The 18147-nt window shown below is 66.8% G+C and carries 13 protein-coding genes; 5 read left to right on the top strand and 8 right to left on the bottom strand.

Annotated features, from left to right (window positions below; all coding sequences use genetic code 11):
- Window positions 1-301 precede the first annotated feature (301 nt).
- Window positions 302-5587, top strand: a complete 5286-nt coding sequence (uvrA, locus tag HPY67_02890; GenBank protein ID NPV03661.1) for an excinuclease ABC subunit UvrA — start codon at window positions 302-304, stop codon at window positions 5585-5587.
- 21 nt (window positions 5588-5608) lie between these two features.
- Entirely contained in the window at window positions 5609-6370 is a 762-nt protein-coding gene (locus HPY67_02885) for a DUF3108 domain-containing protein (GenBank protein NPV03660.1), read from the top strand.
- 144 nt (window positions 6371-6514) lie between these two features.
- Here HPY67_02885 and HPY67_02880 read toward each other — a convergent pair whose 3' ends face one another.
- The 8 genes from HPY67_02880 to HPY67_02845 form a co-directional block, all read right to left on the bottom strand.
- Complete coding sequence (locus HPY67_02880) at window positions 6515-7348, bottom strand: hypothetical protein (protein NPV03659.1); 834 nt, start codon at window positions 7346-7348, stop codon at window positions 6515-6517.
- A 265-nt stretch (window positions 7349-7613) separates the two neighbouring features.
- Window positions 7614-8759, bottom strand: coding sequence for an aldo/keto reductase (locus HPY67_02875; GenBank protein ID NPV03658.1), 1146 nt, complete (start codon window positions 8757-8759; stop codon window positions 7614-7616).
- Window positions 8760-8887: 128 nt separating this feature from the next.
- A complete protein-coding gene (locus tag HPY67_02870) occupies window positions 8888-9595 on the bottom strand; it encodes a hypothetical protein (protein NPV03657.1) in 708 nt (235 codons plus the stop codon).
- Between the two features lie 60 nt (window positions 9596-9655).
- Window positions 9656-10537, bottom strand: a complete 882-nt coding sequence (locus HPY67_02865) for a 3-methyl-2-oxobutanoate dehydrogenase subunit beta (GenBank protein NPV03656.1) — start codon at window positions 10535-10537, stop codon at window positions 9656-9658.
- A 1-nt stretch (window position 10538) separates the two neighbouring features.
- Entirely contained in the window at window positions 10539-11696 is a 1158-nt protein-coding gene (porA, locus tag HPY67_02860; GenBank protein NPV03655.1) for a pyruvate ferredoxin oxidoreductase, read from the bottom strand.
- Window positions 11693-13456 carry an FAD-dependent oxidoreductase gene (locus tag HPY67_02855; GenBank protein NPV03654.1) on the bottom strand — a complete coding sequence of 588 codons (1764 nt, stop codon included), beginning with the start codon at window positions 13454-13456 and terminating at the stop codon, window positions 11693-11695. The genes porA and HPY67_02855 overlap by 4 nt, the downstream gene beginning before the upstream one ends.
- Window positions 13457-13503: 47 nt before the next feature.
- Window positions 13504-14076: a pyruvate ferredoxin oxidoreductase gene (locus HPY67_02850; GenBank protein ID NPV03653.1), complete on the bottom strand. Its 573-nt coding sequence runs from the start codon at window positions 14074-14076 to the stop codon at window positions 13504-13506.
- A gap of 135 nt (window positions 14077-14211) precedes the next feature.
- Window positions 14212-14820, bottom strand: coding sequence for a helix-turn-helix transcriptional regulator (locus tag HPY67_02845; protein ID NPV03652.1), 609 nt, complete (start codon window positions 14818-14820; stop codon window positions 14212-14214).
- Between the two features lie 249 nt (window positions 14821-15069).
- Between HPY67_02845 and HPY67_02840 the strand changes: the two genes are divergently transcribed.
- The 3 genes from HPY67_02840 to HPY67_02830 all read left to right on the top strand — a co-directional run bounded on the left by HPY67_02840 (window position 15070) and on the right by HPY67_02830 (window position 18146).
- Window positions 15070-16800 carry a carbon starvation protein A gene (locus HPY67_02840; protein NPV03651.1) on the top strand — a complete coding sequence of 577 codons (1731 nt, stop codon included), beginning with the start codon at window positions 15070-15072 and terminating at the stop codon, window positions 16798-16800.
- Between the two features lie 114 nt (window positions 16801-16914).
- Window positions 16915-17196, top strand: coding sequence for a hypothetical protein (locus HPY67_02835; GenBank protein NPV03650.1), 282 nt, complete (start codon window positions 16915-16917; stop codon window positions 17194-17196).
- Window positions 17196-18146, top strand: a complete 951-nt coding sequence (locus tag HPY67_02830) for an ArsA family ATPase (protein ID NPV03649.1) — start codon at window positions 17196-17198, stop codon at window positions 18144-18146. Before HPY67_02835 ends, HPY67_02830 begins: the two co-directional genes overlap by 1 nt.
- Window position 18147: the final 1 nt, after the last annotated feature.

Genomic DNA, 18147 nt, shown 5'->3' with positions numbered 1-18147 from the left:
ACGGGGCTTCTTCGCGCCGGGCAACGTCTGCATGCCCTGCTGGCCTCCCCGGTGAGCATCACGCGTGCCCGGAACCGGGGAAACTGTAAAAAGTCATTTATATCAATTAGTTAAACAGATTCTGGAGAGCCCGTCATGGCGTGGGGAGGGGCGCCCGCGGCTGGTCCGTTTTGGGACGACGGACGAAAATACCCGTGATTACAAACAGATGAGCATGTCCCCCCGATTCGGGACGGTTCAGAATGACACCGTGAAAAAGAGCGGTTGCCGTTTCGTCGTCCCATCATTAGAATGAAACATCATGGCTTCGTCCACCATCCGGATCCGCGGGGTCCGGCAGCATAACCTCAAGGGCTTCGATCTCGACATCCCCCTGGGCCGCCTCACCGTGATCACCGGCGTGAGCGGAGCCGGGAAGTCCTCCCTGGCCTTCGACACCCTCTACGCCGAGGGCCAGCGGCGCTACGTCGAGACCTTCTCCCCCTACGCCCGCCAGTTCCTCGACCGCATGAACCGGCCCCGCGCCGAGCGGATCGAGGGCATCCCGCCGGCCCTGGCCATCGAGCAGGGCGACCCCGTGCGGACCTCGCGCTCCACCGTGGGGACGATGACGGAGATCACGGACTACGCGAAGCTACTCTACGCACGCATGGCCGTGCTGACCTGCCGGGGCTGCGGCAAGCCCGTCCGGAAGGACACGGCCCAGTCGATCTTCGAGGCGGTCGCGACCCTGCCCGAGGGCAGCCCTGTCGTCCTCACCTTCCCGTCCGCATCGAACGGCGACCCCTCCGCGCGGGAGAAAACGCTCCGGCGCTCAGGCTTCGACCGCATCTGGAAGGGGGGTGAGATCCTCCCTCTCGAGGAGGGGCGCGGCGAGGCGATTCTGGACGTCGTGGCGGACCGCCTGATTTTCAGCAAGGGGGACCGCAAGCGTATCGTCGACTCCCTCGAGACGGCCCTGCGGGCGGGCCTGGGAAAGACGGACGTCCACGCCGGGGAACGGACGCTCCGCTTCAGCTCGGCCCTCCAGTGCCCGGTCTGCGGCATCGAATACCGGCAGCCCACGGCGAACACCTTCTCCTTCAACTCGCCCGCGGGGGCATGCCCGGCCTGCCGCGGCTTCGGGCGCATCATCGACGTGGACATGGATCTCGTCGTCCCCGATGCGGGCAAGTCGATCCGCGACGGCGCCGTGAAGCCCTGGACGGGCATCGCCCGGGCGGAGTTCGAGGACCTCCTGGCGTTCTGCCGCCGCCGGCGCATCCCCGTCACCACGCCCTGGCGTGACCTCTCCGAGGAGCACCGGCGCCTCGTCTGCGAGGGCGACGATAGCTTCTACGGGGTCCGAGGCTTCTTCCAGTGGCTCGAGACGAAGCGCTACAAGCTCCACGTGCGGGTGTTCCTCGCACGCTACCGCGGCTACAGGACCTGCCCCGAGTGCCACGGCACCCGCTTCCAGCCGGAGGCGCTGCTCTGGAAGATCGGGGGCAGGAGTATCGCCGAGCTCTACGCCATGACCGTCGAGGAGGCCTCACGCTTCGTCGGGGGACTGGCGGCGGGGCCGCTGGACGAGGCCTCCGCGCAGCTCGTCGGCGAGGTGGGCCGGCGCCTGGGCTACCTGCTCGACGTGGGCCTGGGGTACCTGACCCTCGACAGGCAGTCGCGGACCCTCTCGGGCGGCGAGGTCGAGCGGGTGAGCCTCACAAAGGCCCTGGGCTCATCGCTCGTCAACACCCTGTTCGTCCTCGACGAGCCCACCGTGGGCCTTCACCCCCGCGACAGCGGCAGGCTTCTCCGAATCCTGAAATCCCTTCGCGACCAGGGCAACACCGTCGTCGTCGTCGAGCACGACCCGGAGATCATGGCCGGCGCCGATCATATCGTCGACCTGGGGCCCGGGGCGGGCGAGCGGGGCGGCGAGCTCCTCTACAGCGGCACCCTGAAGGGCCTCCTGAAACGGTCCGACTCGCCGACGGGCAGCTACCTGAGCGGCGCCTTCCGGATCCCCGTCCCCTCACGAAGGCGCAAGCCGCATGCGGTTCTCACCATCCGCGGCGCCGTGGAGAACAACCTCAAGGCCATCGACTGCGCCGTCCCCCTGGGCGTCCTGACGGCGATCACCGGTGTTTCGGGCTCCGGCAAGAGCACCCTCGGCGTAGACATCCTCTACCGGGCCCTCAAGCGCGCCCTCGGCGGCCGGGAGGAGCGCCCCGGAAGGCACGCGGCGCTCGAGGGGGCCGAGCGGGTGAAGGACGTGATCCTCGTGGACCAGAGGCCTATCGGGAAGACGCCCAGGGCCACCCCGCTGACCTATCTGAAGGCCTACGACCCGATCCGGGCCGTCTTCGCTTCCGAGCCGGCGGCGAGGGAACAGGGGCTCACCGCATCGAGCTTCTCCTTCAACACGCCGGGCGGGCGCTGCGAGGCCTGCGAGGGGGAGGGCTACGAGAAAGTTGAAATGCAGTTCCTCTCGGACGTCTACCTTCCGTGCCCGCAGTGCGACGGCAGGCGCTTCAAGGGGGAAGTGCTCGAGATCCGGCACCGCGGCCGCAGCATCCACGACATCCTCGAGATGACGGCAGAGGAGGCCATGGATTTCTTCGCGGGGCACAAGAGGATCGAAAAGGCCCTCAGGCCGCTGCTCGACGTGGGACTCGGCTACCTGCGTCTCGGCCAGCCCGTCAACACGCTATCCGGCGGCGAGGCCCAGCGGATCAAGCTCGCCCGGCACATCGGGCTGGAGAAGGTCCGCGATTCGCTCTTCATCTTCGACGAGCCCACCGTGGGCCTGCACCCGCGCGACGTCGCGGTCCTGCTGGCGGCCTTCGAGAACCTGATCGCCTCGGGCAACAGCGTCGTCGTCATCGAGCACAACCCCGAGGTGATCAAGTGCGCCGATCACGTCATCGACCTCGGGCCCGAGGGCGGCGAGGCCGGGGGGCGGATCGTGGCGCAGGGGACGCCGGAGCAGATCGCAGAAAACGCGGGGTCGCACACGGGCACCCACCTCAGGCCGTATCTCGAGGGCGGGCGGGACATCGCGCCCCCGCCGCGGGATCGCCGGGAGAGGCAAGGCCGCCGCGAAGAACATGCCATCGAGGTCCGCGGCGCCCGGGAGCACAACCTGCAGGACCTCACGGTCTCCATCCCCCGGGACCGCTTCGTCGTCGTCACGGGCGTGAGCGGCTCGGGCAAGTCGACGCTCGCCTTCGACATCCTCTTTGCCGAGGGCCAGCGGCGGTACCTCGAGTGCCTGCCGAACTATATCCGCCAGTACCTGAAGATCATGGACCGCCCCGAGGTGGACGCCGTGGACGGCATCCCGCCCACGGTGGCCATCGAGCAGCGCACGAGCCGGGGGGGCCGGCGCTCCACCGTGGCCACCCTCACGGAGATCTACCACTTCCTGCGGCTGCTCTACAGCAAGCTGGGCACGCAGCACTGCCCGGGCTGCGGCGAGCCCATCGTCCCGCAGAGCCCCGAGGCGATGCTCGAGGAGATCGTGCGCCGCGTGGGCAAGGGGGCCGCGACCGTCACGGCGCCGCTGGTCTTCGGCCGCAAGGGGTTCCACCGGGAGCTGCTCGCGCGGCTCAGGAAGCGGGGGTTTTGGGAGGTCCGCGTGGACGGACGGATCCTGCCGCTGGAGCCGCTGCCGGCATTGGACCGCTTCCGGGAGCACGACATCGACGCCGTCGCCGGCCGCGTGCGGGCGGGCGCGGGCGTCCGGGAACTCCGGGAGATCGTCGAGCGCGCGCTGGCCGCCGGGAAGGGGAGCCTGCGGGTGATCGACGACGAGGGAGCGTCGTGGGTCCTGAGCGAGAAGCTCACCTGCCGCAGGTGCTCGAGGGGGTTTGAGCCGCTCGACCCGCGGCTCTTTTCCTTCAACAGCCGCTACGGGGCCTGTCCGGCCTGCGAGGGGCTCGGCGCTGTTGATGACCGGACATGCCCGTCCTGCGGGGGCAGGCGGCTCAGGCCGGAGGCCCTGGCCGTCCGCGTGAAGGGGATGGGCATCGCGGAGCTCACGGCCCTTTCGGTGCGGGAGGCCGGCGAGGCCGTCCGCGCGTTCGACTTCGGGCCGCACGAGGCGCCCGTGGCCGACGGGATCGTGGCGGAGCTCATGCCGCGGTTCCGGTTCCTCGAGCAGGTGGGGCTCGATTACCTGACCCTGGACCGAAGCGGCGACACCCTGTCGGGAGGTGAGGCCCAGCGGATCCGGCTGGCGGCCCAGCTGGGCTCGAACCTCACGGGGATCGGCTACATCCTCGACGAGCCCACCATCGGCCTGCACCCGCGGGACAACGAACGGCTGATCGCCACCCTGCGGGATTTGCGCGAGAGGGGCAACTCGGTGATCGTCGTCGAGCACGACGAGGAGACGATCCGCGCGGGCGACTGGATCGTCGACCTCGGCCCCGGCGCGGGCCCCCTCGGGGGCCGCATCGTCGCCCAGGGGACGCTCGGCGATCTCAGGAAGAACCCGGACTCGGTGACGGGCAGCTGGATCAACGGGCACAGGCGCGAAATCACCTCGCGGCTGCGCCCCGTCGGCGAAAGGCCGAGGCTCGTCATCGAGGGGGCGCGCCGGAACAACCTCAAGAGGATCGATGTCTCCGTCCCCCTGGGGACACTGACGTGCGTCACCGGCGTGAGCGGTTCCGGGAAATCGACCCTTGTCAAGGATGTCCTCTACGAGGCCCTCCGGGCAAGGCTTTCGAAGGGGGTCCAGGAGCCCGCCGGGTACGACCGGATCGCGGGCTGGGAGACTCTATCCCGGGTCGTCGAGATCGATCACTCGCCCATCGGGCGCACGCCCCGCTCGACGCCCGCCACCTACGTGGGGTTCTTCGACGAGGTCCGCAGGCTCTTTGCGAGACTGCCCGACTCCCGGACGCGGGGCTACGGGCCGGGACGGTTCTCCTTCAACGTGGCGGGCGGGCGGTGCGAGTCCTGCGCGGGCCAGGGCGAGATCCGCGTGGAGATGTCCTTCCTGCCCGACGTCTACGTGCACTGCGAGACCTGCGGCGGGCGCCGCTACAACGAGGAGACGCTCGCCGTCCGCTACCGCGGGAAGAGCATCCACGACGTCCTGCAGATGACCTTCGGGGAGGGCCTGTCGTTCTTCGCCGCCGTGCCGGCGATCCGCAGGGAGCTGGAGCTGCTCGTGGACGTCGGCCTCGACTACATGACCTTCGGGCAGCCGAGCCCGACGCTCTCGGGCGGCGAGGCCCAGCGGATCAAGCTCGCGCGGGAGCTGTCCCTGTCGACGGAGGGGCAGGGCAGGACGCTCTACATCCTCGACGAGCCGACGACGGGGCTGCACCTGGCGGACATCGAGAAACTGCTGCGCGTGCTGCAGAGGCTCGTCGACCGCGGCGACACGGTGCTCGTCATCGAGCACAATCTTGAGGTCATCCGCGAGGCCGACTGGGTGATCGACCTCGGCCCCGAGGGTGGCGAGGGCGGCGGCCGCATCGTGGCCGAGGGAACGCCCGTGGAGCTGGTGAAGCGGCCGGGCGGTTCCCACACGGCGCAGTGGCTTGCACGGTACCTGCGGGAGCCGTCAACGGGGGCGCGCCCTGCGCGTTAGATGGGATCGAGGGGTACGACGATGATGAGAAGACTCTTCGGGGTGACAACGATCGTGCTGTGCGCCCTGACGATGCTTTTCGGCGAGGGTGCCGCGGCGACAGGGGCCCTTCCGTTCAGCGAGGGCGAGAGGCTCGTGTATCGGGCGATGTGGGGGTTCATCCCCGCGGGCGAGGCCGTCATCGAGGTTCTGCCCGATGCCGCCGTGAACGGCTCCCGGGCGCGCCACTTTGCCATGACGACCACGACGAATTCCCGGGTCGACCTGTTCTACAAGATCCGGGAGCGGCAGGACTCCTTCACGGACGTCGCGATGACGCGGACCCTGCAGTACCGCAAGAAGAGCACCGGGGACCACCCGCGGGACGTGATCGTCACCTACGACTGGAAGAACCGGACGGCCACCTATGCGAGCTTCGGCAACGCCGAGCGGCCCGTGGAGATCCTTCCCGGGTCCTTCGACCCGCTGGCGATCTTCTTCGTGATCCGCACGCACCGGCTCAGGCCCGGAGACGTCCACGAGATCCCCGTCACCGACGGCAAGAAGTGCATCGCCGTCAAGGCGACCGTTGCGGGGCGGGAGACGGTGACGATCGACGGGAAGGTGTACGACACCTTCCTGGTGGTCCCCGACATGGAGCGCCTGCAGGGGGTTGTGCCGCGCCAGGACGACCCGTCGCTGAAGATCTGGTTCACGGCCGACGAGAGGCAGCTTCCCGTGAAGATCCAGAGCAAGGTGGCGATCGGGAGCTTTGTGTTCGAGCTGGTCTCAGCGAGCTTCTGAGGTGTGGGCTGTCGACCGGGGGCTCATCCCAGAATGCGAAGTTGAGAAGCTGGGAAGTTGAGAAGCTCGGAAGGGCGGGAGGCCAATGTCAGGTCTCGACGTTTCCCAACTTCTAAACTTCACAGCTTCCTAACTTCTGTCTTTTCACGGTCTCTCCCTCGTCCTCGCCCTCATCTCCTCGATGACCGGCCTGATTGCTGCGGCGTCCTGCAGGCGGATCGCGCCGATCAGGTAGCGGCCGGACTGCTCGACCAGCACCTTTCCATACAGCGGGTCGGCTCCCTCGAGGGATACGCGGTGTCCCGTCCCGGCAAGATGCACCTCCCGCCCGGCTTCCTTCAGGGAGGCCAGGTATTGATCGAAGGCCTTCCTGGCCGATGCGGCCGATTCCCCGATCACCACGAAAACCTGGGTGCGCCCGCCGCCGGGGGTTGCCTCGGCCGTCAGCCCGCGCCGCAGGAAGGGATAGCCCAGCAGGCTCTGCGGGACGTAGCGCTTCGTTCCCGGCACGATGCCCCGTACCCGGAGAAGCTCGAGCTCGCGGGGCTTGCCCTTGCCGGCGGGAAGATTTCGCGAGACGGCCCTGCCGCACGCCGTGAAGACATCCTGCGCCGGCTCATGGGTCCCGATGGATTGGACCCGCACGAAGTACCGGTCCTGGTAGAACAGCATCTGCGATGCCGAAAGGACGCAATCGGTCCCGACATCGCAGCCCGGGGTCTCGGCCTTGCGGTAGTTGGACCAGATCCCGAAGGCGTCGAGCGGGGAGCCCATCTTGCAGACATCCAGCACGATTTCCTGTCCCGACGCGTCCTTCTGCACGTAGCGGGCCGTGGCGAGCGTGTCGAACCCGAAGGGCAGGTAGAGTTCCGCCTCGCCGTTGATGTGGTCGAAGAGGGTGTCCTGCGTGAACAGGGACGGCTTTCCGTCCATGACCCAGCCCTCGGCGCACCCCCCGGCCGGCAGGAGGGACGGCATGGAGGAGTTCTCGGCGGCAGGTGAAGCTGCTGCCGGCAGGGCAAGAAGGAACAATCCCAGTACCAGGGGTAAAAGAAAACGTTTACTCATCATCGCTTGTTCCGTCTATCTCGGTGATTGCAGAATGGTTCCGCGTAACAACTTTGCCTGCTTGAAGTGAAGCTGTGAAGTTGAGAAGTTGTGAAGCTTGGATGGGCTGAAAGTCAACCGCAGGCCCCCGCCCCTCCGAACTTCATAACTTCATAGCTTCTCAACTTCCTCTTCATCACGCCAGAAGCACGCGTGCCCGGCCCATCTTCTCGGCGATGTCGAGGCCGTTGACGCACCGTGCCGTGCAGCGGCCGCAGCCGAGGCAGGCGGCGGCGGATGCCTGCGGGGGAATCCCGCCGTAGGTGGCGCAGGCCAGCTCCGGGTTGCCGTAGGCCTCGGCGTACATCAGGCTGCGGTTCACGACGCTGATCGCGACGCCCCGCGGGCAGGTCTCCTCGCATTTGCCGCAGAAGTGGCAGTACCGGGTTGCCACGGCGGCGCCGTAGCAGCGCAGGATGAGGCTGTCGGCCAGCGTGAGCCGCATCCCCATGACGGCGATGTCTTCCCGGAGTTCCGCCATGTCCCGCATGCCGGGGACGGCCGCGGTTACGTTCCGGTCCGACAGGGCCCACTTGAGGGCGGCCTGGTGGGGGCTGATCGGGCCCAGCGCATCGGTCGTGTAGCCCCCGGCCTGGGTCTTCATGGCCACAATGCCGATGCCGGCCTGCGCAGCTCGGGCGATCGCCTTTTTCATATCCTTGCCGCTGCGGAAGTTGTACTTCACGAGGGCCATGTCGAAGAAGCGGTCCGGGTCGTCGACAAGGGCGTTGACGACCTCGGCCTCGTTGGTGTGCGTCGTCACGCCGAAGAAGCGAACCTTCCCCTGCCTTCTCAGCAGGAGAAGCGTCTCGCGCATCTCGGGCTCGAAGATCCGCTCCCGGCCGGTGAGACTGTGGAGCTGGATGACGTCGATATAGTCCGTCTCCAGAGCGCGGAGGCTCGTCTCCACGTCCCCGATCATGGCTTCCTTCGTCCGCGATCTGGAGCGGATCTTCGTGGCCACGTGGACCTTGTTCCGGATCCCCTTGATTGCCTTTGCGACGACCTCCTCGTTGCGGCCGCCCATGTAGGCACGGGCCGTGTCGATGTAGTTGACCCCGTGATCGAGGGCGGTGCGGATCACCTCCGGCTCGGGCGTCAGCATGGCGCCGAAGCTCACGACGGTGATCTTCAGCCCCGTCCGGCCCAGGGTCCGGTAAACGGGGGCAGGGAAGGGTAAAGGCCCCGATGCCTTCTTTGCCGCCCCGGCCAGGTCCACGCGCCCGAGTATCGCCCCGGTCGCTCCCAGCACGCCCAGCCGTAGAAAATCTCTGCGCTTCATGGCATGGCTCTCCCTGCAAGAAGAGGTTGTGAAGCTGGGAAGTTGCGAAGCTTGGAGAGGCTTGTGACAGAGCGCAACCTCGCCGCCAATCCGAGCTTCCGAACTTCATAACTTCTCAACTTCTGAGTTCAATACAGCTTCTCCTCCAGTTCCTTCCAGCTCTTGAGTCTCGTCGTGCCCTTCATGGGCTCGAAGCTGAAGGCCTGGGGCCTGTACCGGGCTGCCGACTCGATCACGGCGGGGCCGCCGACGACGGCACGGATTTTCAGGCCCTTCTTGTCGAGGTCCCGGAACACGGCACCCCCGTCCCAGGGCAGAAGCGGGGCGCCGGCGTATTCGTTCTGGTCGAGCCAGAGCCGGACGGCCTTGAGGTTCGTCTGGCCCGTTTGCAGGTAGACCAACGGGTACCGCCCGGCCACCGCCGCGACGGCGTCCCTGCTCCCCGGCCGGCCCGGCGACATGAACCCCTGCATGAGCAGGGTGCCCTCGACGTCGACAGCGACAAGACCCGAGCCCGGCTTGAGCACCAGCAGGTACCCCGTGCCGCTTTCGGCGCCGGACGTGACCCGGACGGTCTTGAGGCCGGTCCGCGTGGGTTTGAAGAACCGGTAGGCCGCCCCGTCGCCCCCGGAGAGGTTCTTCCCCAAAGAGTCGTCGCCGACGAAGAACTCCACGAGCTCGCCCCCCCGGGCAAACACCTTCCCCCGGGTCTCGGCCTTCAGCCGGATTTCCTTGCCCTGCACCGCCACGGCGTCGTGGACAAACACATCGGCCTTGAGGGGTGATGGGAAAAGAAGGAGCGGCAGCGCGAGGAGGCAAGCCGAAAGCCGGGTCATCCTCTTGTTCCTCTTCACCTTTGGCCTTTCGCCTCGAGCCTTTCGCCTGCCGCGCAGCGGCTACGCGTGCTCGCCCGCCTTGCGGAGCAGCAACTCCCAGTCCTCGTCCACCATCTTCTGGATCACGTCGAGATCAGCGTCCGTCAGGTGCTGGAAGCGGCCCTGGATCTTGAAGTACTCCCGGACGGGGTAGCGCTTCGGCTTGACGTTGATCGTGTAGTGGAGCCCCTCCTCCACCTCGTAGAGCGGGAAGATGTTCGTCTGCACGGCCATGCGGGCGATCTTGACGGCCATCTCCGAGGGGATCTTCCAGCCCGTGGGGCAGCTCGCGAAGATGTGGAGGAAGCGCGAGCCCTTGACGGCCTGGGCGCGCTTGACCTTTCTGACGAGGTCATCGGGGTGGGAGATGCTCGCCGTGGCGGCATAGGGGATGCGGTGGGCCGCCAGGGCCTCGACGATGTTCTTCTTGCGCATCTTCTTCCAGTCCTTGCCGGGGGTCGTTGTCGTCCAGGCCCCGTAGGGGGTGGAGGAGCTGCGCTGGATGCCCGTGTTCATGTACGCCTCGTTGTCGTAGCAGACGTAGATGAAGTCCTCGTTTCGCTCGACGGCCCCGGAGAGGGCCTGGAAGCCGATGTCGAAGGTGCCGCCGTCGCCGGCCCAGGTGACGACCGTCGTCTCCGTGTCCCCCTTCATGTCCAGGGCGGCACGGACGCCGCTGGCCACGGCGCCGCCCGTCTCGAAGGCCGAGTGGATGACGGGGATCTTCAGCGTCGTCGTGGGGTAGGGCCCCGCGATGACGGACCAGCAGCAGGCCGGCAGGACCATCATGATCTTCTCCCCGAGGGCTTTCAGCAGGAAGCGCATGGCGATGGCGGCGCCGCAGCCCGGGCAGCCGACGTGGCCGGAGTGCATGAATTCGCGGTCGCTGAGTTCGAGTTCCATGTCAGACCTCCTGCAGGCCGATCCAGACGCTCTCCCGCTCGGGGGCGGCGCTGTTCTTCGTTCTCAGGTAAATGTCTTCGAGGACCGCGGGGGTCACGTCGCGGCCGCCGATCCCGGCGACGTATCCGAACACGGGCGCGTGACCGGGCACGTTGCACAGCGCCGCGCGGAGCTCCTGGGCGAAGATGCCGCTCGCCCCGAAGGAGAAGTTGCGGTCGATGACGGCGATTTTCTTCGCACCCCCGAGGGCCCGCCGGACGTCGTCGACGGGGAAGGGGCGGAATAGCCTGATCTTGAGGAGACCCGCCTTCTCCCCGCGGCCCCGGAGGTCTTCGATCACGCTGCGGGCCGTGCTCGTGACGGTGCCGGAAGTCACGAAGACGATCTCCGCGTCGTCGCAGCGGACGGCCTCCACGGCGCCGTAGCGGCGCCCGAAGATCGCGGCGTACTCGTCCTCGATGGCCGGGAATTTCGCCAGGGCCGTCTCCATCGCCTGCGCGATGTCGTGGCGCATCTCCATGTAGACGGCGGGCGGCACGAGGGGACCGAAGGAGCATGGGGCGGCGGTGTCGAGCTTGAAGCGCGCCTCGTAGGGAGGCAGGAACCGGTCCACCTCCTCCTGCTCCGGCACGTCGACGGGCTCGTAGGTGTGGGAGAGGAAGAAGGCGTCGAGGACGACCATCACCGGCAGGGCCACGGACTCGGCGAGCCGGTAGGCCAGCAGCGTCGTGTCCATGACCTCCTGGCTGTCCTCGCAGTAGAACTGGATCCACCCCGTGTCGCGCTGTGCCAGGCTGTCGGTCTGGTCGACCCAGATGTTCCAGCCCGGCGCAAGGGCGCGGTTGACCTCGGCCATGACGATGGGCAGCCGGGCGCCGGCCGCCCAGTGCAGCAGCTCGTGCATGAGCGCCAGACCCTGCCCCGAGGTGGCGGTGAAGGTGCGGACCCCCGTGCTCTGCGCGCCGATGAGGGCGGCCATGCAGGAATGCTCGCTCTCCACCCGCAGGAAGCGGGCGTTCATCGTCCCCGAGGCGCAGTACTCCGAGAGGAACTCCACGATGTGCGTCTGGGGCGTGATCGGGTAGGCGGAGACGACCTGGACGCGGGCGAGCCGGACGGCCTCCGCCACGGCCTGGCTGCCTTCAAGGACTCGTTTCATCGGCCCTCCTCCTCGAGCGTCATGGCGTTGCGCGGGCACTCCACCACGCACAGGCCGCAGCCCTTGCAGTAGTCGTAGTTGATGTGCCGTCCCTGGCCGTCCTTCCCGCGGATGACGGAGAGGTCCGGGCAGAAGAGATGGCAGTTGTCGCACTGGTTGCAGAGCCCGCAGTTGAAGCAGCGCTCGGCCTCGCGCATGGCGATGTTGCCCGAGACGCGCAGGTCGATCTCGGCGAAGGACCGGGCGCGCTCCTCGCGCACGAGGCGGGGCTGCGTCATCCGGGGGGTGTACCGGAAGTAGTCCGTGTTGATCTCGCCGTAGGCGACGATGTGGCGGTTTCTCAGCCTGCGCTCCCCGCCCATGTGGATTTCCATGGACAGCGAGGGCCCGTTGCCGACCGTGCAGGCCTCGAGCTTGAGCAGGATGGAGTCGGGCCCCTCCCGGAAGAGGGTGTCCAGCGCGATGGCGGCCTGCTTGCCCGATGCGACGGCGTGGACGACGCTCTTGACATCGTTGGTGAGATCGCCGCCCCAGGCCAGTGCCGGCCTGCCGTCCCGGATCGAGAGGGCGCAGTGCGAGAGGGCCAGGACGCCCCTTGCGGATTCCGGGGGGTTGTACCAGCCCTCTGCGGCCTCGGCCCCGGTTGCCTTGAACATCCGGTCCACGACGACCTGGCTCGTCTTGTCGCCGTCGGGCTCGATCCGGCCGCGCCCGCCCTCCTCGCCGGCGATCCGCATCTGCCGCAGGGTGACGAGAAAGCGGCCGCCGTCCTTCTCGATCCGCTCCGGGGCCACGAGTTCCCGGAGCTGCACCCCCTCGTCGAGGGCCATCTGCACCTCGTCGCCGAAGGCGGGCATGTCCTGGCGGCGCCTGCGGTACAGAATCAGGGCCTCGCCGCCGAGCCTGACGATTGTGCGCGCCACGTCGACGGCCGTGTTGCCGCCGCCGATGACGGCCGAGACGCCCGATACGGCAGGCTGCTCGCCGCCCCGGACACGCCGGAGAAACTCGAGCCCGTCGCCCACCCCGTCCATCTCCTCGCCGGGCACGCGCAGCGCCGTCGTCTTCCCGTGGCCGCAGGCCAGGTAGACGGCATGGTAGGTCTTCTCGAACTCCTGGAGGAGAGCGGCCGTCACGGGCCGGCCCGTGTGGATGCGGACGCCCTGCGCCCCGACCTGGGCGATCTCGCGCTGCAGGGCCGCCAGCGGCAGCCGGTACAGGGGGATGCCCCAGCGCAGGATCCCCCCCGCCTCCGCGGATGCCTCGAAGACGTCGCAGGCGTAACCCAGCTGCGAGAGGAACCATGCGGCGGCCAGGCCCGATGGGCCCGCCCCGGCAATGGCCACTTTTTCGGGTCTCGCGGGCAGCCTCTCCATGAGGGGCTTGAGATCGTAGCGCTCCGCCGTGTCGGCCAGGAAGCGCTCGAGCGAGTGAATCGCGATCGGGTCGTCGAATTCCCTGCGGTTGCAGGCCCCCTCGCAGGGGTGGAAGCAGACCCGCCCGCAGATGCCCGGGAATGGGTTTTCCCGCAGGATCGTCTCCCAGGCCTCCTTGAAGAGGCCCTGGGCGGTGAGCATCTCGATTTTGCCGATGTCCTCCCCGGCGGGGCAGGCGGCGCTGCAGGGCGCCGTCTTTTCCTCGTAGCGGGGCCTCAGGTAGCGCCAGGACCCGGTCTTGTTGGCCTCCGTCGAAAGGGTCGAGCGGGGCATGATGTGTATGGGGCTTTCCGACTCCGAGCGTGCTTGTGCTTTCTCTGCCATCGGGTTCACCATGTAAAGAGCTCGGTTCGCAGGATGGGTCCGCGTCTTCAGGCTGCCGGCCTGACGGCTTCCACGAACCGGACGGCCTCAAAGGCCTCCCGGGCCGCCGCAACGTTGCGCTCGGCTTCACCCGGCACCTCCTCGCGGATGGCCGCCACGACGTCCTCCAGCGGGGGCATCCCGAGGACCCGGGCCACGGCCCCCATCATGGAGGTGTTGACGATGGGGTGCGTGCGGCTTCCGATCTGGTGGGTCATGGCGATGCGGCTGGCGTCGACCCAGGCGAGCCTGAACCTGGAGAATGCCTCGGGTTTTTCCGGCGGTGCGGGGCTGTTGATGAGCACCGACCCCCCGGGCTTGAGCCCCCGGGTCACGTCGATGCCCGCCAGCAGCGTCTTGTCGAGAACAACCACGTGGTCCGGGTTGTAAACATTCGTTCTCAAGAGGATTTTCTGCCGGTCGAGCCTCAGGTAGGCCTCCACGGGGGCCCCGCGCCTCTCGACGCCGAAGAAGGGGAAGCTCTGGACCTGGAAGCCGGCCCGGAAGAACGCCTTGGCCATCAGGATGGTCGCGACGACGGTTCCCTGGCCGCCCCGGCCGTGAAAGCGGATTTCCAGCATGGGTGCCTCCCGGAAAAGAGGGAAGTTCGGAAGCTATGAAGTTCTGAAGCTTGGAGAAGCCTGCGGCATGCCATGGACCCGGAGTTGCTCCAAACTTCCCAGCTTCTCAGCTTCACAACTTCCTGATTCGTCCGGTCAGTTGGGCCGGTTCCACACGACGACGATGGCCTTGGCCGGTTTTGCGTCGAGGGAGCGGAAGCTGTGGTTCATCTCCGACTCGAAGTAAAGCGAGTCGCCCGGGTAGAGGACCTCGACGCGGTCGTCGGTGCGGAACTCGAGCCTCCCCTCCAGCACGAAGTGGAATTCCTCCCCCTCGTGGCTCATGAAGACCATGTCGGCGGTCTCCATGGGCTGGAACTCGACCAGAAAGGGCTCCATGTGCTTGTGGGGGTTCTTGGGCTCGAGGGACTCGTACACGTAGTCCACCTCGCCCTCCCGGTGGTGGGGCCGTCGCTTGACCTTCACGCGCTCGCCGCTGCGGGTCACGGAGAGCCGCTCCATCTCGACGGCGTCCTCGAAGAAGAAGGCCATGCTGACGTCGAGGGCCTTCGAGAGGCGGAGGAGCGTGCCGAGGGGCGGGACGGTCTCATCGTTCTCGATGCCGGCGAGAACCGCCTTGGAGAGCCCCGTCTTGGTGCACATGTCCTCGAGGGTGAGCTGCTTCTTCTGGCGGCACTCGCGGATCCGGGCCCCGATCTTGATTCGTTCCTCGTGCTGCGGGGAGTCGGCTTTCTTCCTGGCCATGGCGTACCTCCGTTGACGTCCGGGAGGGGGTTCTGGGGATGGGGAATCCTGCCTCAATCTAGTCGAATCGCCGCGCACTGTAAAGCCCAAAATTGTATGCACTTTCTGTTTGACTTCGGGCGGGCAAAAGAATAGAAAATAATCACTTGCGGGTACGGTGGGGCATCCGTGCCCGGTTCATCCCGGCTCTACCGGGATCGTTTTTCCGGTTCTCCTGCATAAATTCCTATCTTCTGAAGGAGGGGGATTATGGAAGCATCAACCACAGTCATCATCATCATCGGTTTCCTCATCTACATGGGGCTGTACTGGACGTACGGCAAGAAAATCGAACGGGACGTCGTCAAGGCCGACGACAACAACGCACCGCCGTCCCAGAGACTCTACGACGGCGTGGACTACGTCCCGGCCCACAAGGCGGTCCTCTTCGGTCACCACTTCTCCTCGATCGCCGGTGCGGGGCCCCTGGTCGGCCCGGCCATGGCCATGGTCTGGGGCTGGCTCCCGGGGCTTCTGTGGGTCTGGTTCGGAAACGTCCTCATCGGCTCGATCCACGACTACCTGGCGCTCATGGCCTCGGTGCGCTACGACGCCAAGTCGGTGCAGTTCGTCGCCACCGACCTCATCTCGAAGCGCACGGGCCGCTCCTTCTACTGGATCGTCTTCTTCCTGCTCATCCTCGTCGTGGCGGCCTTCGCCAACGTCATCGGCTCGATGTTCGCGAGGACGCCCTCCATCGGGTCGGCCTCGATCTTCATGACCGTCGCCGCCGTCATCCTGGGAATCCTCATCTACCGGGTCAAGATGAACCTGACCGCGGCCACGCTCATCGGGATCGTCCTGATGGCCATCGCCATCTGGATGGGGCCCGAGTTCCCCATTCCCATGAGCTACGAGGTGTGGATGGTGATCCTCTTCGTCTACATCATCATCGCGGCGTCCATCCCGGTGAACGTCCTGCTGCAGCCGCGGGACTACCTCAACTCGTTCTTGCTCTACTTCGGCATCGCCATCGGCTTCCTCGCCGCCATGGTGACCTTCAAGGGAATGGAGGCTCCGGCGATCTCCGCCTTCTCGCCTGTCCTGCTGGGCGGGCAGCCCACGCCCTTCTGGCCGGCGATCCCGCTCGTCATCGCCTGCGGGTCGCTCTCGGGCTTCCACTCCCTGGTGGCCTCGGGGACGACCTCCAAGCAGCTCTCCAAGGAGACGGACGCCCTCTTCGTGGGCTACGGCGGCATGTTCACGGAAGGCTTCCTCTCGACGGTCATCATCGTCGCCATCGGCGGCTTCGGCATGACGGTCATTAAGGCCCAGGCCGCGGCGGCCAACTACAACCTGACCCTGGAAGCGGCCAACTGGGCCACGACCTACGCGAAGGCGACGGGGGCCCTGAAGCTCGCGCCCCCGAGCATGATCGTCGAGGCCTTCGGCGTCATGGTGGCCTCCACCTTCCTCTCCTTCATTCCGACTTCGATCGTGAAGGTCATCGCGGGGCTCTGGATCTCGGCCTTCGCGCTCACGACCCTCGACACGACGAACCGCCTGGCCCGCTACTGCCTCGTGGAGATGCTGGGGCCCGTCCAGTCGAGCCTGGGCGCCGCCTACAACGTGATCACGAACCGCTGGGTGGCCTCCATCATCCCGGCGGCCCTGGGCATCTACCTGGCCTGGAGCGGACAGTTCAATATTCTCTGGCCTTCCTTCAGCGCCGCGAACCAGCTCATCGCCTCGATCGCACTGATGACGGGCGCGGCCTTCGTCGCCAAGAAGATGCAGTCCAAGTTCAGCGTGGTCGCCGTCGTCCCGGCCTGGTTCCTGTGGTTCACGGTGACCTGCGCCATCGTCTGGTTCATGTGGGTCGTCATGCCGGGCACCATCGCCAAGACGCCCGGGACGGGCTGGACCGTGCAGGTGATCATGGCGATCATGCTCGTCCTCAACATCCTCTTCATCGTCGACTTCGTGAAGGCGAAGAAGTGATCCGCCCGCAGGTCTTTACTTGAGCGGGAAAATGCAGTAACGTGGAATCCCTCCCGTACCCCGACCGGGTGCGGGGGGGATTTTTCAATTCATGTGAATGAAGGCGATACCCGGATGTCCTCCACCCTTCTCGAGGATCTCAGGCACTTCCTGCAGGGGTTCAGGCAGGGCCAGCGCGACAAGGTCATCGGTCTGACCTGCATGGAGCAGCAGGAGCTGGAGAACGTCTTCGCCCTCCTGCTGCTGGGCTCCTTCGTGGGGTTTCCCGCGCCGCCGACCTTCCTGGCCGTGGAGCTGCTGCCCTTCATGGAGCGCGAGATGCAGATCCTCGGGCAGCGGGCGGAGGACGCCTGCGACATGCTGGGCCAGATGATGGGGAGCCTGGGGGTGGACTGATGCGGGTCCTCTTCTACACCGGAAAGGGCGGCGTCGGGAAATCCACCATGGCCGCCTCGGCGGCCTGGCAGCTCTCCAGGAGGAGCCGCGTGCTCATCGTGTCGCTGGACCCCGCGCACAATCTCGGCGACATCTTCTGCGTGCGGCTCGACGGGAAAGAAAAGAGGATGGGCGACAACCTCATCCTCCGGGAGGTGGATCTGCAGAAGCTCTCCCGGGACTACCTGGAGCGTGAGATCGGCGTCCTGACGCGGACCTACAGCTACCTGCAGACGCTCAACCTGGACCGGTACTTCTCGGTCCTCAAGTACTCGCCCGGCATCGAGGAGTACGCCCTGCTGACGAGCATCGAGGAGACGATCCGGCAGGACGGGGCGAACTTCGACACGATCATCTTCGACACGCCGCCCACGGGTCTGACCCTGCGTTTCCTCGCGCTGCCCCAGATCACGATCACCTGGATCGACCGCCTGGCCCAGATCCGCCGGCAGATCCTGGACAAGCGCCACACGATCCGGAAGATCCGGGGCCCGGCGACGGAGGAGGAAAAGCAGCGGGAGGAAAAGCTCGCCTATGACGAGAAGGACGATGCGGTGATCCAGAGGCTCATGGCCCTGAAGGCCAACTACGAGTCGCTCACGGGGATCCTCCAGGGGCCCGACTGCGGGGTCGTCCTCGTGTTCAACCCCGACATGCTGTCCCTGCGGGAGTCCGAGAGGCTTGTGGAGGGCCTGAGGGACATCAGCCTGCCCCTGCGCCTTCTCATCCAGAACAAGGTCACCGCGGAGAACCTCGCCGTTGCCGACCAGGTCGCGGCGGAGATTCGAAAGATGGTCCGGGGGGTGCCGCTGATCCGCGTGGCACTGTCGGCGAAGCTCGCCTGCGGCCTCGATTCGAAACTCTACGAGATCCCCGAGGACCTGGTGACGCCGCTGGAGTGGAGGCGCTGAG

Source organism: Syntrophaceae bacterium, assembly GCA_013177795.1.
Taxonomy (GTDB): domain Bacteria; phylum Desulfobacterota; class Syntrophia; order Syntrophales; family UBA2192; genus UBA2192.
This window is presented reverse-complemented; position numbering and strand designations above follow the sequence as displayed.

What these genes read in the sequence shown, in the direction of transcription:
- HPY67_02885 (NPV03660.1), top strand. Translation starts at nt 5,609, where the DNA reads ATGATGAGAAGACTCTTCGGGGTGACAACGATCGTGCTGTGCGCCCTG.
- porA (NPV03655.1), bottom strand. Translation starts at nt 11,696, where the DNA reads ATGAAACGAGTCCTTGAAGGCAGCCAGGCCGTGGCGGAGGCCGTCCGG.
- HPY67_02875 (NPV03658.1), bottom strand. Translation starts at nt 8,759, where the DNA reads ATGAAGCGCAGAGATTTTCTACGGCTGGGCGTGCTGGGAGCGACCGGG.
- HPY67_02855 (NPV03654.1), bottom strand. Translation starts at nt 13,456, where the DNA reads ATGGCAGAGAAAGCACAAGCACGCTCGGAGTCGGAAAGCCCCATACAC.
- HPY67_02870 (NPV03657.1), bottom strand. Translation starts at nt 9,595, where the DNA reads ATGACCCGGCTTTCGGCTTGCCTCCTCGCGCTGCCGCTCCTTCTTTTC.
- HPY67_02835 (NPV03650.1), top strand. Translation starts at nt 16,915, where the DNA reads ATGTCCTCCACCCTTCTCGAGGATCTCAGGCACTTCCTGCAGGGGTTC.
- HPY67_02830 (NPV03649.1), top strand. Translation starts at nt 17,196, where the DNA reads ATGCGGGTCCTCTTCTACACCGGAAAGGGCGGCGTCGGGAAATCCACC.
- uvrA (NPV03661.1), top strand. Translation starts at nt 302, where the DNA reads ATGGCTTCGTCCACCATCCGGATCCGCGGGGTCCGGCAGCATAACCTC.
- HPY67_02850 (NPV03653.1), bottom strand. Translation starts at nt 14,076, where the DNA reads ATGCTGGAAATCCGCTTTCACGGCCGGGGCGGCCAGGGAACCGTCGTC.
- HPY67_02840 (NPV03651.1), top strand. Translation starts at nt 15,070, where the DNA reads ATGGAAGCATCAACCACAGTCATCATCATCATCGGTTTCCTCATCTAC.
- HPY67_02865 (NPV03656.1), bottom strand. Translation starts at nt 10,537, where the DNA reads ATGGAACTCGAACTCAGCGACCGCGAATTCATGCACTCCGGCCACGTC.
- HPY67_02880 (NPV03659.1), bottom strand. Translation starts at nt 7,348, where the DNA reads ATGCCGTCCCTCCTGCCGGCCGGGGGGTGCGCCGAGGGCTGGGTCATG.
- HPY67_02845 (NPV03652.1), bottom strand. Translation starts at nt 14,820, where the DNA reads ATGGCCAGGAAGAAAGCCGACTCCCCGCAGCACGAGGAACGAATCAAG.